At 54.6% G+C, this 18,227-nt stretch carries 18 protein-coding genes; 10 read left to right on the top strand and 8 right to left on the bottom strand.

Going from position 1 to position 18,227, the window contains the following annotated elements:
• Nucleotides 1-90 precede the first annotated feature (90 nt).
• Nucleotides 91-993: a transcriptional regulator GcvA gene (gcvA, locus tag ABR39_RS21765; protein WP_240477088.1), complete on the top strand. Its 903-nt coding sequence runs from the start codon at nt 91-93 to the stop codon at nt 991-993.
• Nucleotides 994-1,101: 108 nt separating this feature from the next.
• On the opposite strand, the gene ABR39_RS21760 is transcribed toward gcvA, so the two are convergent.
• Together ABR39_RS21760 and ABR39_RS21755 are read right to left on the bottom strand one after the other, a co-directional pair.
• Nucleotides 1,102-1,755, bottom strand: coding sequence for a LysE family translocator (locus tag ABR39_RS21760; protein ID WP_047348685.1), 654 nt, complete (start codon nt 1,753-1,755; stop codon nt 1,102-1,104).
• 161 nt (nt 1,756-1,916) lie between these two features.
• Complete coding sequence (locus tag ABR39_RS21755; RefSeq protein ID WP_123156799.1) at nt 1,917-2,324, bottom strand: cell envelope integrity TolA C-terminal domain-containing protein; 408 nt, start codon at nt 2,322-2,324, stop codon at nt 1,917-1,919.
• Between the two features lie 283 nt (nt 2,325-2,607).
• On the opposite strand from ABR39_RS21755, the gene ABR39_RS21750 reads away from it, so the two are divergent.
• Complete coding sequence (locus ABR39_RS21750) at nt 2,608-4,323, top strand: SulP family inorganic anion transporter (RefSeq protein ID WP_047348683.1); 1,716 nt, start codon at nt 2,608-2,610, stop codon at nt 4,321-4,323.
• A gap of 51 nt (nt 4,324-4,374) precedes the next feature.
• On the opposite strand, the gene dmsD is transcribed toward ABR39_RS21750, so the two are convergent.
• From dmsD to ABR39_RS21735, 3 genes are all read right to left on the bottom strand, one after another.
• On the bottom strand, nt 4,375-4,989 hold the full coding sequence (gene dmsD / locus ABR39_RS21745; RefSeq protein WP_047348682.1) for a Tat proofreading chaperone DmsD: 615 nt from the start codon (nt 4,987-4,989) through the stop codon (nt 4,375-4,377).
• A 93-nt stretch (nt 4,990-5,082) separates the two neighbouring features.
• Nucleotides 5,083-7,521 carry a selenate/tellurate reductase subunit YnfE gene (gene ynfE / locus ABR39_RS21740; protein WP_047348681.1) on the bottom strand — a complete coding sequence of 813 codons (2,439 nt, stop codon included), beginning with the start codon at nt 7,519-7,521 and terminating at the stop codon, nt 5,083-5,085.
• A 256-nt stretch (nt 7,522-7,777) separates the two neighbouring features.
• Nucleotides 7,778-8,044, bottom strand: a complete 267-nt coding sequence (locus ABR39_RS21735; RefSeq protein ID WP_047348680.1) for a DUF1161 domain-containing protein — start codon at nt 8,042-8,044, stop codon at nt 7,778-7,780.
• Between the two features lie 98 nt (nt 8,045-8,142).
• On the opposite strand from ABR39_RS21735, the gene ABR39_RS21730 reads away from it, so the two are divergent.
• A complete protein-coding gene (locus tag ABR39_RS21730; protein WP_047348679.1) occupies nt 8,143-8,859 on the top strand; it encodes a YnfC family lipoprotein in 717 nt (238 codons plus the stop codon).
• A gap of 143 nt (nt 8,860-9,002) precedes the next feature.
• Here the strand turns inward: ABR39_RS21730 and speG are convergent, their stop codons facing one another.
• The gene (speG, locus tag ABR39_RS21725) at nt 9,003-9,563 is read right to left on the bottom strand and encodes a spermidine N1-acetyltransferase (protein WP_047348678.1); all 561 of its coding nucleotides are present in this window, start codon (nt 9,561-9,563) and stop codon (nt 9,003-9,005) included.
• The gene (locus ABR39_RS21720; RefSeq protein WP_047348677.1) at nt 9,563-9,901 is read right to left on the bottom strand and encodes a DUF1283 family protein; all 339 of its coding nucleotides are present in this window, start codon (nt 9,899-9,901) and stop codon (nt 9,563-9,565) included. Before ABR39_RS21720 ends, speG begins: the two co-directional genes overlap by 1 nt.
• Nucleotides 9,902-10,053: 152 nt before the next feature.
• On the opposite strand from ABR39_RS21720, the gene ABR39_RS21715 reads away from it, so the two are divergent.
• From ABR39_RS21715 to ABR39_RS21690, 6 genes are all read left to right on the top strand, one after another.
• Nucleotides 10,054-10,380 (top strand): YnfA family protein, encoded by a 327-nt coding sequence (locus ABR39_RS21715; RefSeq protein WP_025757996.1) that lies wholly within the window; start codon nt 10,054-10,056, stop codon nt 10,378-10,380.
• A 111-nt stretch (nt 10,381-10,491) separates the two neighbouring features.
• On the top strand, nt 10,492-11,706 hold the full coding sequence (manD, locus tag ABR39_RS21710) for a D-mannonate dehydratase ManD (protein WP_047348676.1): 1,215 nt from the start codon (nt 10,492-10,494) through the stop codon (nt 11,704-11,706).
• Between the two features lie 14 nt (nt 11,707-11,720).
• Nucleotides 11,721-12,740, top strand: coding sequence for a Zn-dependent oxidoreductase (locus tag ABR39_RS21705; RefSeq protein WP_047348675.1), 1,020 nt, complete (start codon nt 11,721-11,723; stop codon nt 12,738-12,740).
• Nucleotides 12,741-12,813: 73 nt separating this feature from the next.
• Nucleotides 12,814-14,178 (top strand): MFS transporter, encoded by a 1,365-nt coding sequence (locus ABR39_RS21700; RefSeq protein ID WP_047348674.1) that lies wholly within the window; start codon nt 12,814-12,816, stop codon nt 14,176-14,178.
• A gap of 24 nt (nt 14,179-14,202) precedes the next feature.
• Nucleotides 14,203-15,537, top strand: coding sequence for an MFS transporter (locus tag ABR39_RS21695; RefSeq protein ID WP_047348673.1), 1,335 nt, complete (start codon nt 14,203-14,205; stop codon nt 15,535-15,537).
• 236 nt (nt 15,538-15,773) lie between these two features.
• A complete protein-coding gene (locus tag ABR39_RS21690; protein WP_047348672.1) occupies nt 15,774-17,237 on the top strand; it encodes a mannitol dehydrogenase family protein in 1,464 nt (487 codons plus the stop codon).
• A 43-nt stretch (nt 17,238-17,280) separates the two neighbouring features.
• Here the strand turns inward: ABR39_RS21690 and ydfZ are convergent, their stop codons facing one another.
• Nucleotides 17,281-17,484 (bottom strand): putative selenium delivery protein YdfZ, encoded by a 204-nt coding sequence (gene ydfZ / locus ABR39_RS21685; RefSeq protein WP_025757991.1) that lies wholly within the window; start codon nt 17,482-17,484, stop codon nt 17,281-17,283.
• Between the two features lie 287 nt (nt 17,485-17,771).
• Between ydfZ and ABR39_RS21680 the strand changes: the two genes are divergently transcribed.
• Nucleotides 17,772-18,203 (top strand): universal stress protein, encoded by a 432-nt coding sequence (locus ABR39_RS21680; RefSeq protein ID WP_047348671.1) that lies wholly within the window; start codon nt 17,772-17,774, stop codon nt 18,201-18,203.
• Nucleotides 18,204-18,227: the final 24 nt, after the last annotated feature.

Genomic DNA, 18,227 nt, shown 5'->3' with positions numbered 1-18,227 from the left:
TGATAACGTTCCTGGCGTTAATTTTGATTTCCGGCCCCTGGCCTGACAAATCATTTGTTCTCACAATACGCGTGAATTATTATCACGCGTATGATGTTCGATCGCCTCCCCCCATTGCAGACTCTGCGCGCTTTTGAAGCCACTGCCCGTCTCTCAAGCATGACGCTGGCGGCAGCGGAGCTGCACGTTACGCATGGCGCGATAAGCCGACAAATCCGGAAGCTCGAAGAGCATCTGGGGTTAAAGCTATTTTTAAGACTGACGCGACAGATAATACTGACGGAGGAAGGGGCTGAATTTCACCGTGCGGTTACCCTTCTTTTGAGTGATTTGATGAGGGAGTCTGAGCGTCTGCGCGGTAGAGACCGGATAAAGAGTTTGCGTATAAGTACGACGGTTTCATTTGCCAGTAAGTGGTTAGCGCCGCGGCTAAGCCGGTTCAGGCAGCGATATCCTGAATTCGACATTGAGCTGGACGTTACTGACGTTAACGTGGATCTTAATGATGGTCAGGTAGATGCTGCAATTCGTTACGGCCATGGCAATTATCGAGATGTTTCATCTGAACGTATGTTCGATGAAACGGTCACCCCTGTGTGTAGTCCTGGTTTTCTTGAGAAGCATAATGGCCTGACAGAGATTAAGGCGCTTTTAAACTGCGTTCTTCTACATGAGTACAGAATGCTGGCGAACTGGAAGGCATGGTTTGAGATGGCCGGGGAAAAAAATATCAGCTGCCAACAGGGTCCCTTATGGACTCTTGGCAGCATGGCGACAGAGGCTGCTATACGTGGTGAAGGCGTTGCTCTGGGACGCAGCGTTCTGATTGCAGATGATGTAGCTGCTGGAAGGCTTGTTGTTCCGTTCCCAAAGTACAAACTGAAAGCTGAGCGGGGATATGATTTAGTCTACCGTTCAGATAATAAGGATTCCTTTAAAATAAGCATTCTAAGACAATGGCTCGCTGAAGAAATGAGCTTACTTAAAGATTGAATGGCGCTCTAAGGATAGTCCGCTTCTGGCACTCAGCGGATAAGCTGGCTGAGCTGAAGGTCCGCTACGGGCGAGGAGCGGACCCTGGGTTTACCGTTTAGGTAAAACTTAACGGGCAGATTTCGATACTACGCCAGTCCCGCTAAACAACATGCGGATTCCGAGGCCTATCATGACAACGCCTGTAAATCGTTCCTGCCATTTGATAAAGCCTGGGTGTTTACCCAGCCAGTTTCCAAATGTTCCTGATGCCATCGCGACTGACCCCAGGGAAACAATTCCTGCCAGCTTTTGGATACTACCCAGAACAAGCAATTGCAGCCAGACAGGGCCCGCGGCGGGATCGACAAACTGAGGAAGAAAAGCAAACATGAACAGCAGGGATTTTGGGTTAGTCAGGCTGTTCAGGGCGCCTTCCTTAACGGCATTCCAGTCAGAAATTTTTGCAGTTTTTCGCAGCCGCGTATCAGTGCCTGAAGTCGCAATCATTTTTATGCCCAGCCAGATTAGATAAGCCGCACCAGCCCACCTGAGCAGATCCAGCGCAACCGGCCAGGCATGAACAACGGTTACCAGCCCCAGGACAAGAAAAGAGACTTGCACAAAACCTGCTACAAATACATTGCCCAGTACCGTAAGCAGTGCAATGCGTCTTCCCTGACCGACTCCTCTGGCGATAGTGAGCATCATGTCTGGACCAGGAGAAATCTCCAGAAGCGTCAGCGCGAGAAGAAAAGTGATAAACGTTTCGATGGAAGGCATTCTGGTTGAGTCCGGAAAAATATTTCCGCTACGTTACCTCAGTCCGATTCGAGCCGAAAGTGGAATATACCGCAGCGTCTGCTTCTGGCATGAAGCGGACATGGCCTGAAGCAGGATGTCAACGTTGAGCAAAGCGCGCCATTCAAAACATTATCATGATGCTAACCGCGCATGTCGAAGCGGGATTTTTGAAAATCTCTATAAACTTCCGGATTGCTGAAGGCCGGGAATTTGGCTTTTTGGGCGGCTGATATTATCGCTTCGCAATAGGCTCTATTGCCGTTGCTGGTTGAGATGCTTAAAGGCGTGCCATCCGGAGCAAATTCAATATGCAACCTGCATTTTTTCCCTTTCCAGTTTTGCGGCTCTTCAATTTCGGCATTGATTGCCGCCCTGATTGCTCGCGCCTGCGCGCCCCATTCATCCCGATCGTCCCAGCGTCCTGAACCGCAATTACCCGTTGCCGTGGTCTTATGGCAACCGGAAGGGTGTAGCGGTGCGCATCCCGCGGTCAGGTTCACCAGTAGAGCCACTATCGCGATTTTCTTTACTGCCTGAGACATTTCCATTTCTTACCCCGCAATCCATTTAAGCTTCAGTAATATTTATATATTCTTCCGTATTTCCCGACCTCTTTTCAACTACCAATAACGGTCACAGCGTCGGCGACATGGCTGCCGGCGCCACCTTCGGCTAATCGGTCGTTTTTGAACTATGTTTAACACCAATCAAAGTAGTTAAGTATTTACAGGACCCGTGCGGCGGGGCCTCCGTCCGGAGCATTTGAAAGCCAGAACCTCACTTAAAAGTGTGCCAACATTTCGCGGGTAATATTCATGTCCGGAGAATAACGTGTTCGGAAAGCTATTGTTGAACTACATGCCTGGGTTACAAAATTTGTTAGCCTACGATAAAAGCTGGCTAAAAGATGATGTTAAAGCCGGGTTATCCGTTGCGGCTGTCGCGCTACCCGTTGCTATTGCTTATGCTGAGCTGGCGGGGGTTGGGGCAATAGTAGGGCTGTATTCCTGCGTTTTACCGATGATAGCTTACGCACTGTTTGGCTCTTCACGTCAGCTTATTGTTGGCCCTGATGCCACGACCTGCGCGGTGATTGCGGCCGTCGTGTTTCCTCTTTCTGCGGGAAATCCCGAACTGCACTGGCAGTTGACGATCGTCATGACATTGATGATGGGCGGATGGTGCCTGCTTGCCAGTAAATTTCGCCTGGGCGCGCTTGCCGATCTGCTTTCTCATCCCATTCTGACTGGTTTGCTTAATGGCGTAGCCGTGACGATTATTGTCGGGCAATTAGGCAAGGTTTTGGGGATAAAGCTAGATGAAGCCCAGGTTATTGAGAAAATAATGGCTTTGCCCGGCCGAATTTCAGACAGCCATTTATTAACGATAGGGATATCGCTTTTAACGTTAATTATTTTAATGGTTATTAAAACGTATCGTCGCCACTGGCCAGCGCCTTTGATTGCCATAGTCATAGCAACGGCACTGGTATGGGGAACCTCTGCGCAACAGTACGGTATTGCCACCATTGGAGGGGACGGCTTCCAGCCGGGTTTACCTGTCGTTCACTGGGGAGCGTTCCAGCCCGGTCCCATGCGTGATTTAGTCATCCCGGCGCTGAACCTGGCTTTGGTCAGTTTTGTCAGTCTGATGCTGACCGCCCGCAGTTTCGCCGCGAAAAATGGCTATGAAATCAATGCTGATGCAGAGTTCCGGGCACTGGGTATCGCAAACCTCATGTCGGGATTATCTCAAGGGTTTGCTATCAGTGGAGCCGATTCCCGAACCGCGGTTAATGATTCCGTTGGTGGGAAAAGTCAGCTGGTTTCCATCGTCGCTGCCTTACTCATCGGCATCGTGGTGATATTTTTCACTCAGCCATTACAATTTATTCCGGTATCTGCATTAGGTATCGTTCTAATGTATGCATCCTGGTCATTGATTGATTTACGTGGTTTATGGAACCTGAGACGAAGAAATAAACAGGCATTTCGCCTGGCCTTCTTCACGTTTGGCTGTGTTTTAATTATCGGCGTTATCCAGGGGATCGGCCTTGCGGTGTTGCTTGGCCTGTTACAATTCCTTCGTACCGTATTTCGTCCTTCTGAGCACTTACTGGGAATTGACGAAGATGGAATGATTCACTCATTAGGTAATACAACCGATATTAAAATGGTTCCGGGCGTGCTGATGTATCGATTTAACTCACCGTTGACCTATTTTAATGTGGCTTATTTTAAACGCCGGGTATTGAACTTAGTTGATGGTGCTGCGTTACAGCCTAAATGGGTGATTATTGATGCCGTGGCTTGCTTCACCTATTCAGACATCAGTGTCCTGGCAACCATAAATGAGCTAAAGCGCGACCTGAAAGCTCGGCAGGTGACGTTAATCCTGGCGGGCAGGAAAACGGAATTAACGCGCTGGTTTAAAGATAGTCGGCCAACAATGAATGATGATGACATGATTCTGGCGCCAGATCTTTATCTGGCACTCCGGTTCATTCAAAGCAAAGAGAGTGCAAGTGAATCGGGTGCAGAGGTGTAAACCAAATTCGGGTAGAAGGCTTGCTCGCCACCCGCGAGCAAGCCACAACCCTTAGCGATACAGCGTCTTTTCCGCAACCGGAATAAGTAACGAAGAACGCCAGTCCGCGAGCGTCAGCTGCGCAAGCTGACCCAGCGCGGTATAAAACGGATGCCCGGCGTTGTCGACAAACACCGAGAGGAAGCGGGTGCTCCACGGCAGCAGGTGCCACGCAAGAAGCTGAGCGCACTCCGCTTCGCGGCCATTCTCGGCCAGCCACGCCGCCAGCAGCAGCAGCGTACCGAAATGATCTTCCGGCTCATTCTGCTGCATCTCAAAAGCAATGCTGTTTTCCCGCATCCACTGGCGCAGAGCGAGAGTCGAGTCACCAAACAGCACGGATTCGCGGTCGAGCCAGACGGAACCCCATGGCGGAGCGGGCAGGGCATAAGGGCCAATAAACAGCCGTTGCCAGGCGTCCGTCAGCGGCTCATCGGCAGGCGCGGCAAAGGTTTCGGCAACGGGTTGCAGCATTTCCGGCGGCAGGGGCCAGTCCTGAACCCAGTCGCCAGCGGTGAGGGCCTGCACCAGCGGCGCAGCCTGTTCGCTGTCGGGTGAGAAATAAAACAGCGCGCCCAGTACGCGGGCGCTAAACGCGAACGATTCACGCTGTGAGACGTCTTTCATTACATCTTCCTTGCTCGCGCGGATTTCGCCCGCGCGACTGTGTTAAACCAATTTATAGACCATAGAATAAACCACGGTCATGCGCTTCACTTTCTAGACCTTCTCGATCTGCACCAGGTTGGTGTGCTGCGGGTTGCCTTTTGCCAGCGGCGACGGGCGGTGCGTGGTCAGGGTATTGATGCATGACCCGTGGTCGATGCGATCGCCGTTCATATTGGCGTCGTGCCAGGCGCCCTGGCCCATGGCGCTCACGCCGGGCATGATGCGCGGCGTGACTTTCGCTTCAATTCGCACCTCACCGCGATCGTTAAAGACGCGCACCGTATCGCCGTTCTTAATGCCGCGTTTTTCGGCATCCACAGGATTAAGCCAGACCTCCTGACGGCAGGCCGCCTTCAGCACGTCGACGTTGCCATAGCTTGAGTGGGTTCGGGCTTTAAAGTGGAAGCCAAACAGCTGCAGCGGGAACTGCGCGCGTTCGGGCGCATCCCAGCCGTCAAAGGTCGAGGCGTAGACGGGCAGCGGGCTGATGGTTTCATCCTTTGCCAGCTCCCAGGTGGCCGCAATCTCCGCCAGCTTGCTGGAGTAAATTTCAATCTTGCCCGACGGCGTTTTCAGCGGATTGGCTTCCGGATTCTCGCGGAATTTTTTATAGGCCACAAAGTGCCCGTTAGGATCTTTGCGCTTATAAATGCCCATTTTTTTCAGTTCGTCATAGGACGGCAGCTTAGGGTCTTTTTCGAGCATTTTGGCATACAGGTACTGCAGCCACTGCTCCTGCGTGCGTCCTTCGGTGAATTTCTGATGGACATCCGGGCCGAGGCGTTTCGCCACTTCGCTCATGATCCAGTAGATGGGCTTGCGTTCAAACTTCGGCGCGGTCACGGGCTGGAGGAAAATCAGGTAGCCCATGTTCCCGGCGTAATCGTTAGGAATGATGTCTTCCTGCTCGACGGTCATCAGGTCCGGCAGCACGATATCGGCATATTTAGCCGATGAGGTCATAAAGTTGTCGATCACCACGATCGTTTCGCACTTGCTTTCATCTTGCAGGATGTCGTGGGTTTTATTGATATCGGAGTGCTGGTTGATGATGGTGTTGCCCGCGTAGTTCCAGATGAACTTAATCGGTACATCCAGCTTCTCCTTACCGCGCACGCCGTCGCGCAGGGCGGTCATCTCCGGCCCACGGGCGATGGCGTCCGTCCAGCTGAAGCAGGAAATTTGCGTTTTGACCGGGTTATCCGGCAGCGGCATACGCTCGATGGTAATGGTGTACGTCGACTCACGCGCGCCGCTGTTACCGCCGTTAATGCCCACGTTTCCGGTGAGGATAGGCAGCATCGCGATCGCGCGAGACGTCAGTTCCCCGTTCGCCTGACGCTGTGGTCCCCAGCCCTGGCAGATATAGGCCGGTTTTGCGGAGCCAATCTCGCGCGCAAGCTTAATGATGCGATCGGCGGGTATGCCCGTAATGCGGGAGGCCCACTCAGGGGTTTTCGCCGTATTGTCTTCGCCCTTGCCGAGAATATACGCTTTGTAGTGGCCGTTAGCGGGCGCGCCTTCCGGCAGCGTTTTTTCATCGTAGCCGACGCAGTATTTATCCAGGAACGGCTGGTCGACCAGGTTTTCGTCGATCAATACCCAGGCGATACCCGCCACCAGCGCGGCATCTGTGCCCGGGCGGATTGGGATCCATTCATCTTCGCGTCCGGCAGCGGTGTCGGTGTAGCGCGGGTCGATAACGATCATGCGGGCGTTAGAGCGCTCGCGAGCCTGCTCCAGATAGTACGTAATCCCGCCGCCGCTCATGCGCGTTTCCGCCGGGTTATTGCCGAACATGACCACCAGTTTGGTGTTTTCTATATCAGACGTACTGTTGCCGTCGTTGCTGCCATAGGTGTAGGGCATCGCGCAGGCGATTTGCGCCGTGCTGTAGGTGCCGTAGTGGCTCAGGAAGCCGCCGTAGCAGTTCATCAGGCGCGCTACCAGTGAAGCATAAGGTGAGGAGCGAGTGATGTTGCCGCCGACAATGCCGGAGGAGTAGTTGATGTAAACCGCTTCGTTGCCGTATTTGGCCACCACGTCTTTCAGGCTGGCGGTGATGGCGTTCAGCGCTTCATCCCATGTGATGCGCTCGAACTTGCCTTCACCGCGTTTGCCCACGCGTTTCATCGGGTAGTTCAGACGGTCCGGATGGTTAATGCGACGGCGAATAGAACGTCCGCGCAGGCAGGCGCGCACCTGATGGTTACCGTAAATATCCTCGCCGGTGTTGTCCGTTTCGACCCAGTACACTTCGTCGTCCCGAACGTGCAGACGCAATGCGCAGCGGCTGCCGCAGTTGACCGAGCAGGCGCCCCAGACCACTTTATCTTCGGCAGCGTTCATGGCGCTTTGCACCGCGGCGGCAGCGCTTTTCACGCCAAAGGGCAACGACAAACCGCCGGCGGCAAGCGCCAGAGAACCTATGGCAGTAGATTTCACGAGTGTTCGACGGCTAATTCCGCCGTGATGTTCAGTATCGGACATGGCTCACCCCATCATTATACCCGTCATACTTCAAGTTGCAGGTGCGTTGGCTGCACTCACTCACCCCAGTCACGTACTTATGTACGCTCCTGGGGATTCGTTCCCTTGCCGCCTTCCTGCAACTCGAATTATTTAGGGTAGAGAGTTGCGTATTATTTTTCCCGTAATTACAACCGGGCTAATGATGGGGTGAGTGTTACTTATTTGGGGGTATTAGATCTTAATCCTCATCAAATCAACGGGGATTGTGGGTAAATTACTGAGCTTCACCAGCTCCGGAGCCTGTACGGGTGTACAAAATTTTAAAGGTGTCGTTAGCACAATGGCCCACAACCTGCGTGCCCGGCTGGTCGGCCTGGTCGTTCGGCACGATGCTCAGCGTAAAGCCTGACTCAGGCACGCCGTTGTTGATGATTTTCTGCTGAATGTCGCTTTTCACGCGCTCGCAGGAATCCGGCGCCGCCAGCGCGGCCGTTGAGGCACTCATTAACAGCAGGGCGGTAATCCAGGGTAACCGTTTCATCTTTAGCTCCTTTTCTCTGTGTGTAGATTAATTTTAGCAGGCTTCGTGTAAACAACTGTATTTGCTAATATGATTGGGAATAATCTCCCTGTACGGTAATGAATGTGAAGAAATACGCAGCGATAACGCTACTGGCAGCAGCACTGGTGGGGTGCGACAACAGCTCCGCGCCGCTGTCGTTTACGCCCGAGATGGCGAGCTTTTCGAACGAATTTGATTTTGATCCTCTGCGCGGCCCGGTCAAAGACTTTACCCAGACGCTGTTCAACGAGAAAGGTGAAGTGTCCAAACGGATTGCCGGCACCGTGTCGGCGGAAGGGTGTTTTGATACGCTGGAGCTGCACGACCTGGAGGCTAACACCGGCGTGGCGCTGGTGCTGGATGCCAATTACTACCTTGATGCGGAAACCCAGCAGCGGAAAGTGAAGCTGCAGGGGAAATGCCAGCTGGCCGAACTGCCGTCAGCCGGCGTGACGTGGGATACCGACGACAACGGTTTTGTGGTGGCGGCGCACGGCAAAGAGATGGAGGTGAAATATCGCTACGATGCGGACGGCTACCCGCTGGGCAAAACCACCGTCTCCGGGGATCAGCATCTTTCCGTCCAGGCCACGCCGTCTAAAGACGTGCGCAAAAGAATGGATTACTCGGCAGTCAGCATGCTGAACGACAAACCGCTGGGCAACGTGACGCAGAGCTGCGACTACGATCGCCACAATAATCCGGTGAGCTGCGATCTGACCATCACGGACGATAGCGTCAAACCCGCCGTGGAGCGCAAGTACACCATCAAAAACACGATTGAATACTACTGACAGTAAAGCCGCGCAGGTTACTTCGCCCGGCGGCGCTATGCTTGCACGGGCCTACATATTTTGCACAGTGTAGGCCGGGTAAGCAAAGCGCCACCCGGCAAGAAAGACAACTCGATTGTTGATGACAGGGTTTGTCATTCATCTCACTGCGCGGTAGGTTTCAGCAGGCTGGCGCCTGACGGCTTGTGTCCGGCCAGGTGCTGGTGCTGGAAGATGCACATGCGAATGGTATTGCGGTATTCACCGTTGATAAAGAACTCGTGAATCAGCTCACCTTCCACCATAAAGCCCAGCTTGCGGTAGATATGGATCGCTTTCTCGTTCTCTTTGTCCACAATCAGGTAAAGCTTGTAGAGATTCAGAACGTTGAATCCGTAATCCATTGCCAGCTTCGCCGCCCGTGAGGCAAGGCCTTTTCCCTGATGCTCAGGGGAGATGATGATCTGGAACTCTGCCCGGCGGTGAACGTGGTTGATTTCAACCAGCTCCACAAGACCGGCTTTTTCGCCTTCACACTCCACCACAAAACGCCGTTCGCTCTGATCGTGAATGTGCTTATCGTAGAGATCGGACAGCTCGACAAAGGCCTCGTAAGGCTCTTCGAACCAGTAGCGCATCACGCTGGCATTGTTGTCGAGCTGGTGGACAAAGCGCAGGTCTTCACGCTCCAGCGGGCGGAGCTTAATGTCACAGGGAGCCGACATTATGGGGCTACCGTACGGCCAGTGCGGCGATCCAGGCAGCGCAGGGTGTTAGGCTCCCAGTAGGCGTTGACGTTTGCGCTTTGCTGACATTTATCGCGGGCGTCAAAAGCGACATCTTCTTTGTCCCACTCTTTTTCAGCACGTTTGTTAACTTTCTGACGAAGGTTACGGGTGTCATTCCATTGTTCTTTGTCCATGGCGGCGTTCTGACGGCTTTGCGCGCTGTCACCAGACTCAATAATGAGCTTGCTGGTTTCCGCTGTCGCAGAGGCGGCAAAGGCGAACGATGACAGCGCCAGCACGGCTGTCAGACAAAGGCGTTTGCTTAATGTGGTCATAGCGTTTCCTTTTAAATGGGTGCAGATAATCAAGTTACCCCGTACAGATTCTACACCAAAGCGAAATCACGGCATACCCGCGGAGCAAGTATGGAAAAGTAAAGGACATCATCAGGTATGATGTCTAAATAAATCCTCACCTGATGTGAAATATGCTTAAAACGACGCTGCTTTTTTTTGCCACCGCGCTCTGCGAAATCATCGGTTGCTTCCTGCCCTGGCTCTGGCTGAAGAAGGGGGGAAGCGCATTACTGCTGATCCCGGCGGGCGTTGCGCTGGCCCTGTTCGTCTGGCTGTTAACGCTACATCCGGCGGCAAGCGGCCGCGTTTATGCGGCTTACGGTGGAGTCTATGTCTGTACGGCGCTGCTGTGGTTACGCGTGGTGGACGGCGTCAAGCTCAGCGCGTACGACTGGGCCGGCGCGCTGATTGCCCTGTGCGGTATGCTGATTATTGTGGCGGGATGGGGGCGGGCCTGAGCCCCCGGATTTTGTGATCGTTCGCTGATTTCACGATCATTATACTTGTATGGTAGTAGGGTTGGTGGGTAAATTTCCAGCATCACAATGAACGATGTAAGGAAAGGAATTATGAAGATTGTCGCGGCTGACGTGTTTGTTACCTGCCCGGGGCGGAACTTTGTCACCCTAAAAATCACCACCGATGAGGGGATTGTCGGCCTCGGTGACGCTACGCTGAACGGTCGCGAGCTCTCCGTGGCCTCTTACCTGAAGGATCACCTTTGCCCCCAGCTGATTGGCCGCGATGCGCACCGCATTGAAGATATCTGGCAGTTTTTCTATAAGGGCGCTTACTGGCGCCGCGGCCCGGTCACCATGTCGGCCATCTCCGCTGTGGATATGGCGCTGTGGGACATCAAAGCCAAAGCCGCCAACATGCCGCTCTATCAGCTGCTTGGCGGTGCCTCCCGTGAAGGAGTGATGGTCTACTGTCACACTACCGGCCACACCATTGACGACGTGCTGGAAGATTACGCCCGCCATAAAGAGATGGGCTTTAAGGCGATCCGCGTGCAGTGCGGCGTGCCGGGCATGAAAACCACCTACGGTATGGCCAAAGGAAAAGGGCTGGCCTACGAGCCTGCGACCAAAGGCGACTGGCCGGAAGAGCAGCTCTGGTCTACCGAAAAATACCTCGATTTTACACCGAAGCTGTTCGACGCGGTGCGCAGCCAATTTGGCTTCAACGAGCATCTTCTGCACGACATGCACCACCGCCTGACGCCGATTGAAGCGGCGCGCTTCGGCAAGAGCATCGAAGAGTTCCGCATGTTCTGGATGGAAGACCCGACGCCTGCGGAAAACCAGGCCTGCTTCCGTCTTATCCGCCAGCACACCGTCACGCCGATTGCGGTGGGCGAAGTGTTCAACAGCATCTGGGACTGCAAGCAGCTCATAGAAGAGCAGCTTATCGACTATATCCGCACCACCATTACCCACGCGGGCGGGATCACCGGGATGCGCCGCATCGCGGACTTCGCTTCGCTCTACCAGGTGCGTACCGGTTCACACGGCCCGTCGGATCTGTCGCCAGTTTGCCACGCGGCCGCGCTGCATTTCGACCTGTGGGTACCGAACTTTGGCGTGCAGGAATATATGGGCTATTCCGAACAGATGCTGGAGGTCTTCCCGCACAGCTGGCGGTTTGATAACGGCTATATGCATCCGGGCGACAAGCCGGGCCTGGGCATCGAATTTGATGAAAAACTGGCAGCGAAGTATCCGTACGATCCTGCCTATCTGCCGGTGGCTCGTCTTGAAGACGGCACGCTGTGGAACTGGTAAATGAGGAGCGAACGATGAAAAGCGTAGTGATTCAACAGCCGAACCAGCTGGTTATTGAAGAGCGGCCACTCCCGCTGCCGGGCGCAGGTGAAGTGCGCGTTAAGGTTAAACTGGCCGGGATTTGCGGTTCAGACAGCCACATCTACCGCGGGCATAACCCATTTGCGAAGTATCCGCGCGTCATCGGCCATGAGTTTTTTGGCGTAATTGACGCCGTGGGCGAGGGCGTTGACAGCGCGCGTCTGGGCCAGCGCGTCTCGGTCGATCCGGTGATCAGCTGCGGGCACTGCTATCCGTGCTCCGTGGGTAAGCCTAACGTCTGCACCTCGCTGGTGGTGCTGGGCGTTCACCGCGACGGCGGGTTCAGCGAATATGCGGCAGTGCCCGCTAAAAATGCCTGGCCCATCCCGGATGCGATCCCGGATAAACACGCCGTCATGGTTGAGCCCTTCACCATTGCCGCCAACGTGACGGGGCAGGCCAGTCCCACTGAACAGGACGTTGCGCTGATTTACGGTGCGGGCCCGATGGGGCTGGTCACCGTTCAGGCGCTGAAAGGCGTCTACAAGGTGAAGCAGGTTATCGTGGTTGACCGCATAGACGAACGGCTGGCGATGGCCCAGCGCAGCGGCGCGGACTGGGTCTTGAATAACGGCGAGCAGTCGCTGCAGGCCGCGCTGGACGAAAAAGGCATTAAACCGACGTTAATCATTGATGCCGCCTGCCATCCGACGATTTTGCAGGAGGCGATATCACTGGCTTCTCCGGCGGCGCGCATCGTGCTGATGGGCTTCTCCAGCGAGCCGAGCCAGATCGTTCAGCAGGGCATCACCGGCAAAGAGCTGTCGATTTTCTCCTCGCGCCTGAATGCCAACAAATTCCCGGTCGTCATCGACTGGCTGGAAAAGGGGCTGATCGACCCCGAAAAACTGGTTACCCATACCTTTGACTATCAACTTGTTACAGACGCCATCGAACTGTTTGAGAAAGACCAGCGGCAGTGCTGCAAAGTGTTACTCACGTTCGGCCAATAATCCTATAAGCGGTTAAGAGCCTGCGCAGACAGGCTCTAAGTGGTACGCATCTTACCTTTCAGAGATAGCCATTATGACGCAAGCACAACCTCAAAGAACCACCTCCGATCTGGTGAAAGCCGCCGTTTCCGGCTGGCTGGGCACCGCCCTGGAGTTTATGGACTTTCAGCTTTACTCGCTGGGGGCGGCCCTGGTCTTCCATGAGATCTTCTTCCCGGAACAGTCTGCCGCGATGGCGCTGATCCTGGCGATGGGAACCTACGGCGCAGGGTATATTGCGCGCATTGTTGGAGCCTTTATTTTCGGCCGAATGGGCGACAGCATCGGCCGTAAGAAGGTGCTGTTTATCACCATCACCATGATGGGGATCTGCACCACGCTGATTGGCGTCCTGCCGACTTACGCGCATATCGGTATTTTTGCCCCGGTTCTGCTGGTGACGCTGCGTATTATTCAGGGGCTGGGTGCCGGGGCCGAGATCTCCGGGGCCGGGACCATGCTGGCGGAATACGCGCCAAAAGGAAAACGCGGCATCATCTCCTCGCTGGTGGCGATGGGCACCAACTGCGGGACGCTGAGCGCAACGGCTATCTGGGCCATTATGTTCTTCGCCCTCGACCGCGAACAGCTGCTCGCCTGGGGCTGGCGCGTGCCGTTCCTCGCCAGCGTTGTGGTGATGATTTTTGCCATCTGGCTGCGAATGAACCTGAAAGAGAGCCCGGTCTTCGAGAAAGTAAATGACGAAGAACGCGCGGTGCCGGACACCTCGCTGAGCGCCATGGTGAAAAGTAAATCCTTCTGGCTGGCGACCGGCCTGCGGTTTGGTCAGGCGGGTAACTCGGGGCTGATCCAGACCTTCCTCGCCGGGTATCTGGTCCAGACGCTGCTGTTCGATAAAGCCATCCCTACCGACGCGCTGATGATCAGCTCCATTCTCGGGTTTATCTCCATCCCGCTGCTGGGCTGGCTTTCCGATAAAGTGGGGCGCCGTCTGCCGTACATTATCCTCAATATCTCAGCCATTATTCTGGCCTACCCGATGCTGTCGATTATCGTCGATAAGAGCTATGCGCCGGGGACGATTATGCTCTCTATCATCGTTATCCATAACTTCGCCGTGCTGGGGCTGTTTGCGCTGGAAAATATCACCATGGCGGAGATGTTTGGTTCACGGAATCGCTTTACCCGCATGGCTATCTCAAAAGAGGCGGGCGGTCTGGTGGCGGTGGGCTTTGGTCCGGTGCTGGCGGGGATCTTCTGCAATATGACCGGCTCCTGGTGGCCAATTGTTGCCATGCTGGTGGCCTATTCCGTGATTGGGCTGATCTCGGCGATCCTGATGCCAGAAGTGCGGGACCGTGATTTGAGTCTTGCAGAAGACGCTGCGGAACACACGGCGCAGCAGGGGTTATCCCAACGCAGCACGCGATTCATTTAACATCTTTTTGGCAGGAACAAACACATGGTGAGTTCAGTTGATGTAAAAAATGAAGTGGATAATACCCCTGTTATCAAGCGCGTGGCGACCGCTTCGGCGATTGGTACCGCGGCCGAGTATTACGACTTCTTTGCCTATGGCACGGCCGCGGTGCTGTTTTTCGGTCATCTTTTTTTCCCGAGCAGCGACCCGCTGATTAGCACGCTTGCCGCCTTCGCAACCTATGCGGTGGGCTTCCTGGCTCGTCCTGTCGGCGGCATTGTGTTCGGCCATATTGGCGATAAAGTCGGACGTAAAAAAGCGCTGGTGATGACTATCCTGATCGTTGGGCTAGGGACATTTTGTATCGGCCTTCTGCCTACGTATGAAAAAATTGGCATCTGGGCACCGGTATTACTGATTTTGATCCGCATACTGCAGGGGTTTGGCGTGGGCGGCGAGCAGGCGGGCGCGGTCCTGATGACGGCTGAATACGCTACGCCCAAACGACGCGGATTCTTTGCCAGCTGGGTACAGGTAGGGGCGCCGGCGGGTTTCCTGCTGCCGATGGCCTTGTTTGCCTTGCTCAACATCGTCCTGACGCCTGAAGAGATGATGAGCTACGGCTGGCGCATTCCGTTCCTGCTCAGCGCGGTGCTGGTGCTGGTTGGTTTGTTTATTCGTCTGCGCATTGATGAGTCTCCGGTGTTTGCCAAAATCCGTGAGACCAAAGCCGTAGAGTCTCGCCCGGTGATAGAAGTGGTACGAGATTATCCGGGTATTGTGGCAAAAGGGGTCTGTGCCAAGCTGATTGAAGCCTGCACGTTCGCGATGTTTACGGTTATCGTGCTGGCCTACGGGAAAGCCAACGGTCTCAGCGCCACGATCCTGATGGAAACGATGATTGTTGCTGTTCTGCTGGAGATTATTGCGATTCCGCTCATGGGCGCGCTCAGCGACAGGATTGGCCGCAAGCCGGTTTACATTATGGGTGCACTTCTCCAGGTAGTGGCTATCGTGCCGTTCTTTATGGCTATCAATCAGGACAGCTACTGGCTGACGCAAATAGCGATGATTGCCGTGATTACCTTCGGCCACAGCATGTGCTATGCCCCGCAGGCATCCTATTTTCCGGAACTGTTCCCGACCCATATCCGCTGTAGCGGCATTGCGTTGATCTGGCAGGTGGGCTCGCTCATTGGCAGCGGCGTTCTGGGCCTGGTGGCGGTTAAAATATTGCAAATGACGCACGGCCACTACTATGGCATGGCGGCCTACGTCATTGTCCTTGGCGCGATCTCGGTGGTAGGCCTGTTGACCCTGCCTGAAACTGCGCCTCGTCGGCGCGAGAGCGAGTATCAGGAGTGGGGAAAACATTAATTTCAGAAGAGTGGTGATGGTTTATATCTTTTGAAATCTATCACACAGCTTGATATTCATGTCACACCACCTGACCAAAAGTTAATATAAATCAAAATGACAAACGGCATTATCAGTATGGTGGATGTCAGCAATCTCTTACCCCGACTGCCATTCTAGTTGGTGTAGTCAGCAGGCGCTGCCGCTTCAGAAAAAGCGGCAGCGATCCACAGCTTTCTAATTAACGAGTCTTAATCATGGAAAACACGTTATTACAGTCCAGGGCGACGCTGCCTCAGTACGATCGCAACAGCCTCAAAGCACGCATTGTTCATTTAGGGTTTGGCGCTTTTCACCGCGCGCATCAGGCGGTCTATGCCGACATTCTCGCGGCTGAGCAGGGCAGCGACTGGGGCTACTGCGAGGTTAACCTGATTGGCGGCGAGCAGCAGATTGCCGATCTGAACGCGCAGGATAAGCTCTATACCGTGGCGGAAATGTCCGCCGATGCGTGGACATCCCGCGTGGTTGGCGTCGTCAAAAAGGCGCTGCATGCGCAGGTCGACGGGCTCGAGACCGTGCTGGCCGCGATGTGCGAACCGCAGGTGGCGATTGTCTCGCTAACCATCACCGAGAAAGGGTACTGTCATTCGCCGGCGACCGGACAACTGATGCTCGATCACCCGTTTATCGTTGCCGACCTGCAAAACCCGCACCAGCCAAAATCCGCGCCTGGCGTGGTGGTGGAAGCGCTGGCGCGGCGCAAAGCGGCGGGCCTGCCTGCGTTCAGCGTGATGTCCTGCGACAACATGCCGGAGAACGGCCACGTGATGCGCAACGTGACGTGCGCTTACGCCCGCGCGGTAGACGGCGAGCTGGCGGACTGGATCGAAGCCCACGTTACCTTCCCGTCCACCATGGTGGATCGTATCGTGCCCGCGGTTACGCCCGATACGCTGGATAAAATCGAACAGCTGACCGGCGTACGCGATCCCGCCGCGGTGGCCTGTGAACCGTTCCGCCAGTGGGTGATTGAAGATAACTTTGTCGCCGGGCGTCCCGAATGGGAAAAAGCCGGAGCCGAGCTGGTGTCAGACGTCATTCCGTTTGAAGAGATGAAGCTGCGCATGCTCAATGGCAGCCACTCGTTCCTGGCGTACCTGGGATATCTGGCGGGTTATCAGCATATCAACGAGTGTATGGAAGATGAGAACTACCGCGTCGCCGCCCACGCGCTGATGCTTAACGAACAGGCGCCAACCTTAAAAGTGAAAGGCGTTGATTTAGGGCGCTATGCCGATCTGCTAATTGCCCGCTACAGCAACCCGGCCCTGCGCCACCGTACCTGGCAAATCGCGATGGACGGCAGCCAGAAGCTTCCGCAGCGCATGCTGGATTCCGTGCGCTGGCACCTTGTGGACCAGAAACCTTTCCCACTGCTGGCGCTGGGTGTGGCTGGCTGGATGCGCTATGTCGGCGGCGTGGATGAGCAGGGTAACGCCATCGACGTGAGCGACCCGCAGCTGGCGGTGATTCAGGCGGCAGTGAAGGGAAGTACGGAGGGGGAGAGTCGGGTCAACGCGCTGCTCGGCATCGAGGCCATCTTCGGCAAAGAGTTACCGCAGGAATCAGTCTTTGTTGATGCGGTGATGAAGGCATACCAGACGTTACTGCAAAAGGGCGCGAAAGCGACCGTGGCCCAGTACGTGTCTCAACGGTAATTCAGCACATGCCGCCGTGCGCGGCGGCATGTCTGCACGCGGTTTAGTGCATGCCCAGGCGAATCAGCTCGATCGGTTCGAACTTACCTTCGCATCCTTCCACTTCCACCGTTTTACTACGACGCACCTGCTCGGCATTGAGGCCGTCGCTGTGGATCGCTTTAATCACGCCGAACTGGTTTGTGCCGCTAATCATGACGCGGCTGCCAGTGGTGATTGCATTGCGGTTACGGTCGTATGTCATCATGGTATTTTCTCCTCTCTAACCTGTTCGTTACGGCGCTATTTCAGGTTTGCCGTTCACGGGGCATATAAATACGCCTGTCCGCGCTTCATTTTTTTGTTTTTGATCAAACTCACACTTTTTTCTTTATTGTGCCGGGCGGTGACCGTTCACGACGGTAATTTACAAACCAGACAGTTATTTTCTTTTACTGATAGTTTCGACAGGGAAGCGTTGAGGGTTGGTTTATATTCCCGGTGTCATGCTGGGTTCAGGAAATAACCCTTTCATTGGAATAAGGAGTCAGGCTTATGTATAAGAAGATTTTGATGCCTGTTGATGTGTTTGAAATGGATTTGAGCGACAAAGCGGTGCGCCACGCGGCTAACCTTGCGAAGGCTGAGGGCGCCTCGATTACCCTGGTCAACATTCTGCCTGCCAGCAGTCGGTCTCTGCTGCGGGGATTCAATGCCGATATTAAAAAGTTTGAAGAGTATATGACCGCAGAATCCGGGAAGAAAATGAACGAGCTTAAAAGGCTGTTCGATATCTCTCCTGAGAATATTCACAGCATGGTTCGCTTTGGCAACGTCCGCGATGAAATCATCAGGCTCAGCAAAGAGGGGGAATATGACGTCATCGTCATCGGGTCGAAAAATCCGAGCATCACTACGCATTTGCTGGGCTCAAATGCCGAAACAATCCTGCGCTACGCCACGATTCCGGTGTTAGTCGTTCGTTAACCCTATCGCCGCGCCCGAAAGGGG

Source organism: Enterobacter genomosp. O, from assembly GCF_001022965.1.
Taxonomy (GTDB): domain Bacteria; phylum Pseudomonadota; class Gammaproteobacteria; order Enterobacterales; family Enterobacteriaceae; genus Enterobacter; species Enterobacter cloacae_L.
This window is presented reverse-complemented; position numbering and strand designations above follow the sequence as displayed.

Bases quoted from the DNA above. Each gene is read 5' to 3' on its own strand.
- gcvA (WP_240477088.1), top strand. From the start codon at position 91: ATGATGTTCGATCGCCTCCCCCCATTGCAGACTCTGCGCGCTTTTGAA.
- ABR39_RS21760 (WP_047348685.1), bottom strand. From the start codon at position 1,755: ATGCCTTCCATCGAAACGTTTATCACTTTTCTTCTCGCGCTGACGCTT.
- ABR39_RS21755 (WP_123156799.1), bottom strand. From the start codon at position 2,324: ATGGAAATGTCTCAGGCAGTAAAGAAAATCGCGATAGTGGCTCTACTG.
- dmsD (WP_047348682.1), bottom strand. From the start codon at position 4,989: ATGAAAGACGTCTCACAGCGTGAATCGTTCGCGTTTAGCGCCCGCGTA.
- ynfE (WP_047348681.1), bottom strand. From the start codon at position 7,521: ATGTCCGATACTGAACATCACGGCGGAATTAGCCGTCGAACACTCGTG.
- ABR39_RS21735 (WP_047348680.1), bottom strand. From the start codon at position 8,044: ATGAAACGGTTACCCTGGATTACCGCCCTGCTGTTAATGAGTGCCTCA.
- ABR39_RS21730 (WP_047348679.1), top strand. From the start codon at position 8,143: ATGAATGTGAAGAAATACGCAGCGATAACGCTACTGGCAGCAGCACTG.
- speG (WP_047348678.1), bottom strand. From the start codon at position 9,563: ATGTCGGCTCCCTGTGACATTAAGCTCCGCCCGCTGGAGCGTGAAGAC.
- ABR39_RS21720 (WP_047348677.1), bottom strand. From the start codon at position 9,901: ATGACCACATTAAGCAAACGCCTTTGTCTGACAGCCGTGCTGGCGCTG.
- ABR39_RS21715 (WP_025757996.1), top strand. From the start codon at position 10,054: ATGCTTAAAACGACGCTGCTTTTTTTTGCCACCGCGCTCTGCGAAATC.
- manD (WP_047348676.1), top strand. From the start codon at position 10,492: ATGAAGATTGTCGCGGCTGACGTGTTTGTTACCTGCCCGGGGCGGAAC.
- ABR39_RS21705 (WP_047348675.1), top strand. From the start codon at position 11,721: ATGAAAAGCGTAGTGATTCAACAGCCGAACCAGCTGGTTATTGAAGAG.
- ABR39_RS21700 (WP_047348674.1), top strand. From the start codon at position 12,814: ATGACGCAAGCACAACCTCAAAGAACCACCTCCGATCTGGTGAAAGCC.
- ABR39_RS21695 (WP_047348673.1), top strand. From the start codon at position 14,203: ATGGTGAGTTCAGTTGATGTAAAAAATGAAGTGGATAATACCCCTGTT.
- ABR39_RS21690 (WP_047348672.1), top strand. From the start codon at position 15,774: ATGGAAAACACGTTATTACAGTCCAGGGCGACGCTGCCTCAGTACGAT.
- ydfZ (WP_025757991.1), bottom strand. From the start codon at position 17,484: ATGATGACATACGACCGTAACCGCAATGCAATCACCACTGGCAGCCGC.
- ABR39_RS21680 (WP_047348671.1), top strand. From the start codon at position 17,772: ATGTATAAGAAGATTTTGATGCCTGTTGATGTGTTTGAAATGGATTTG.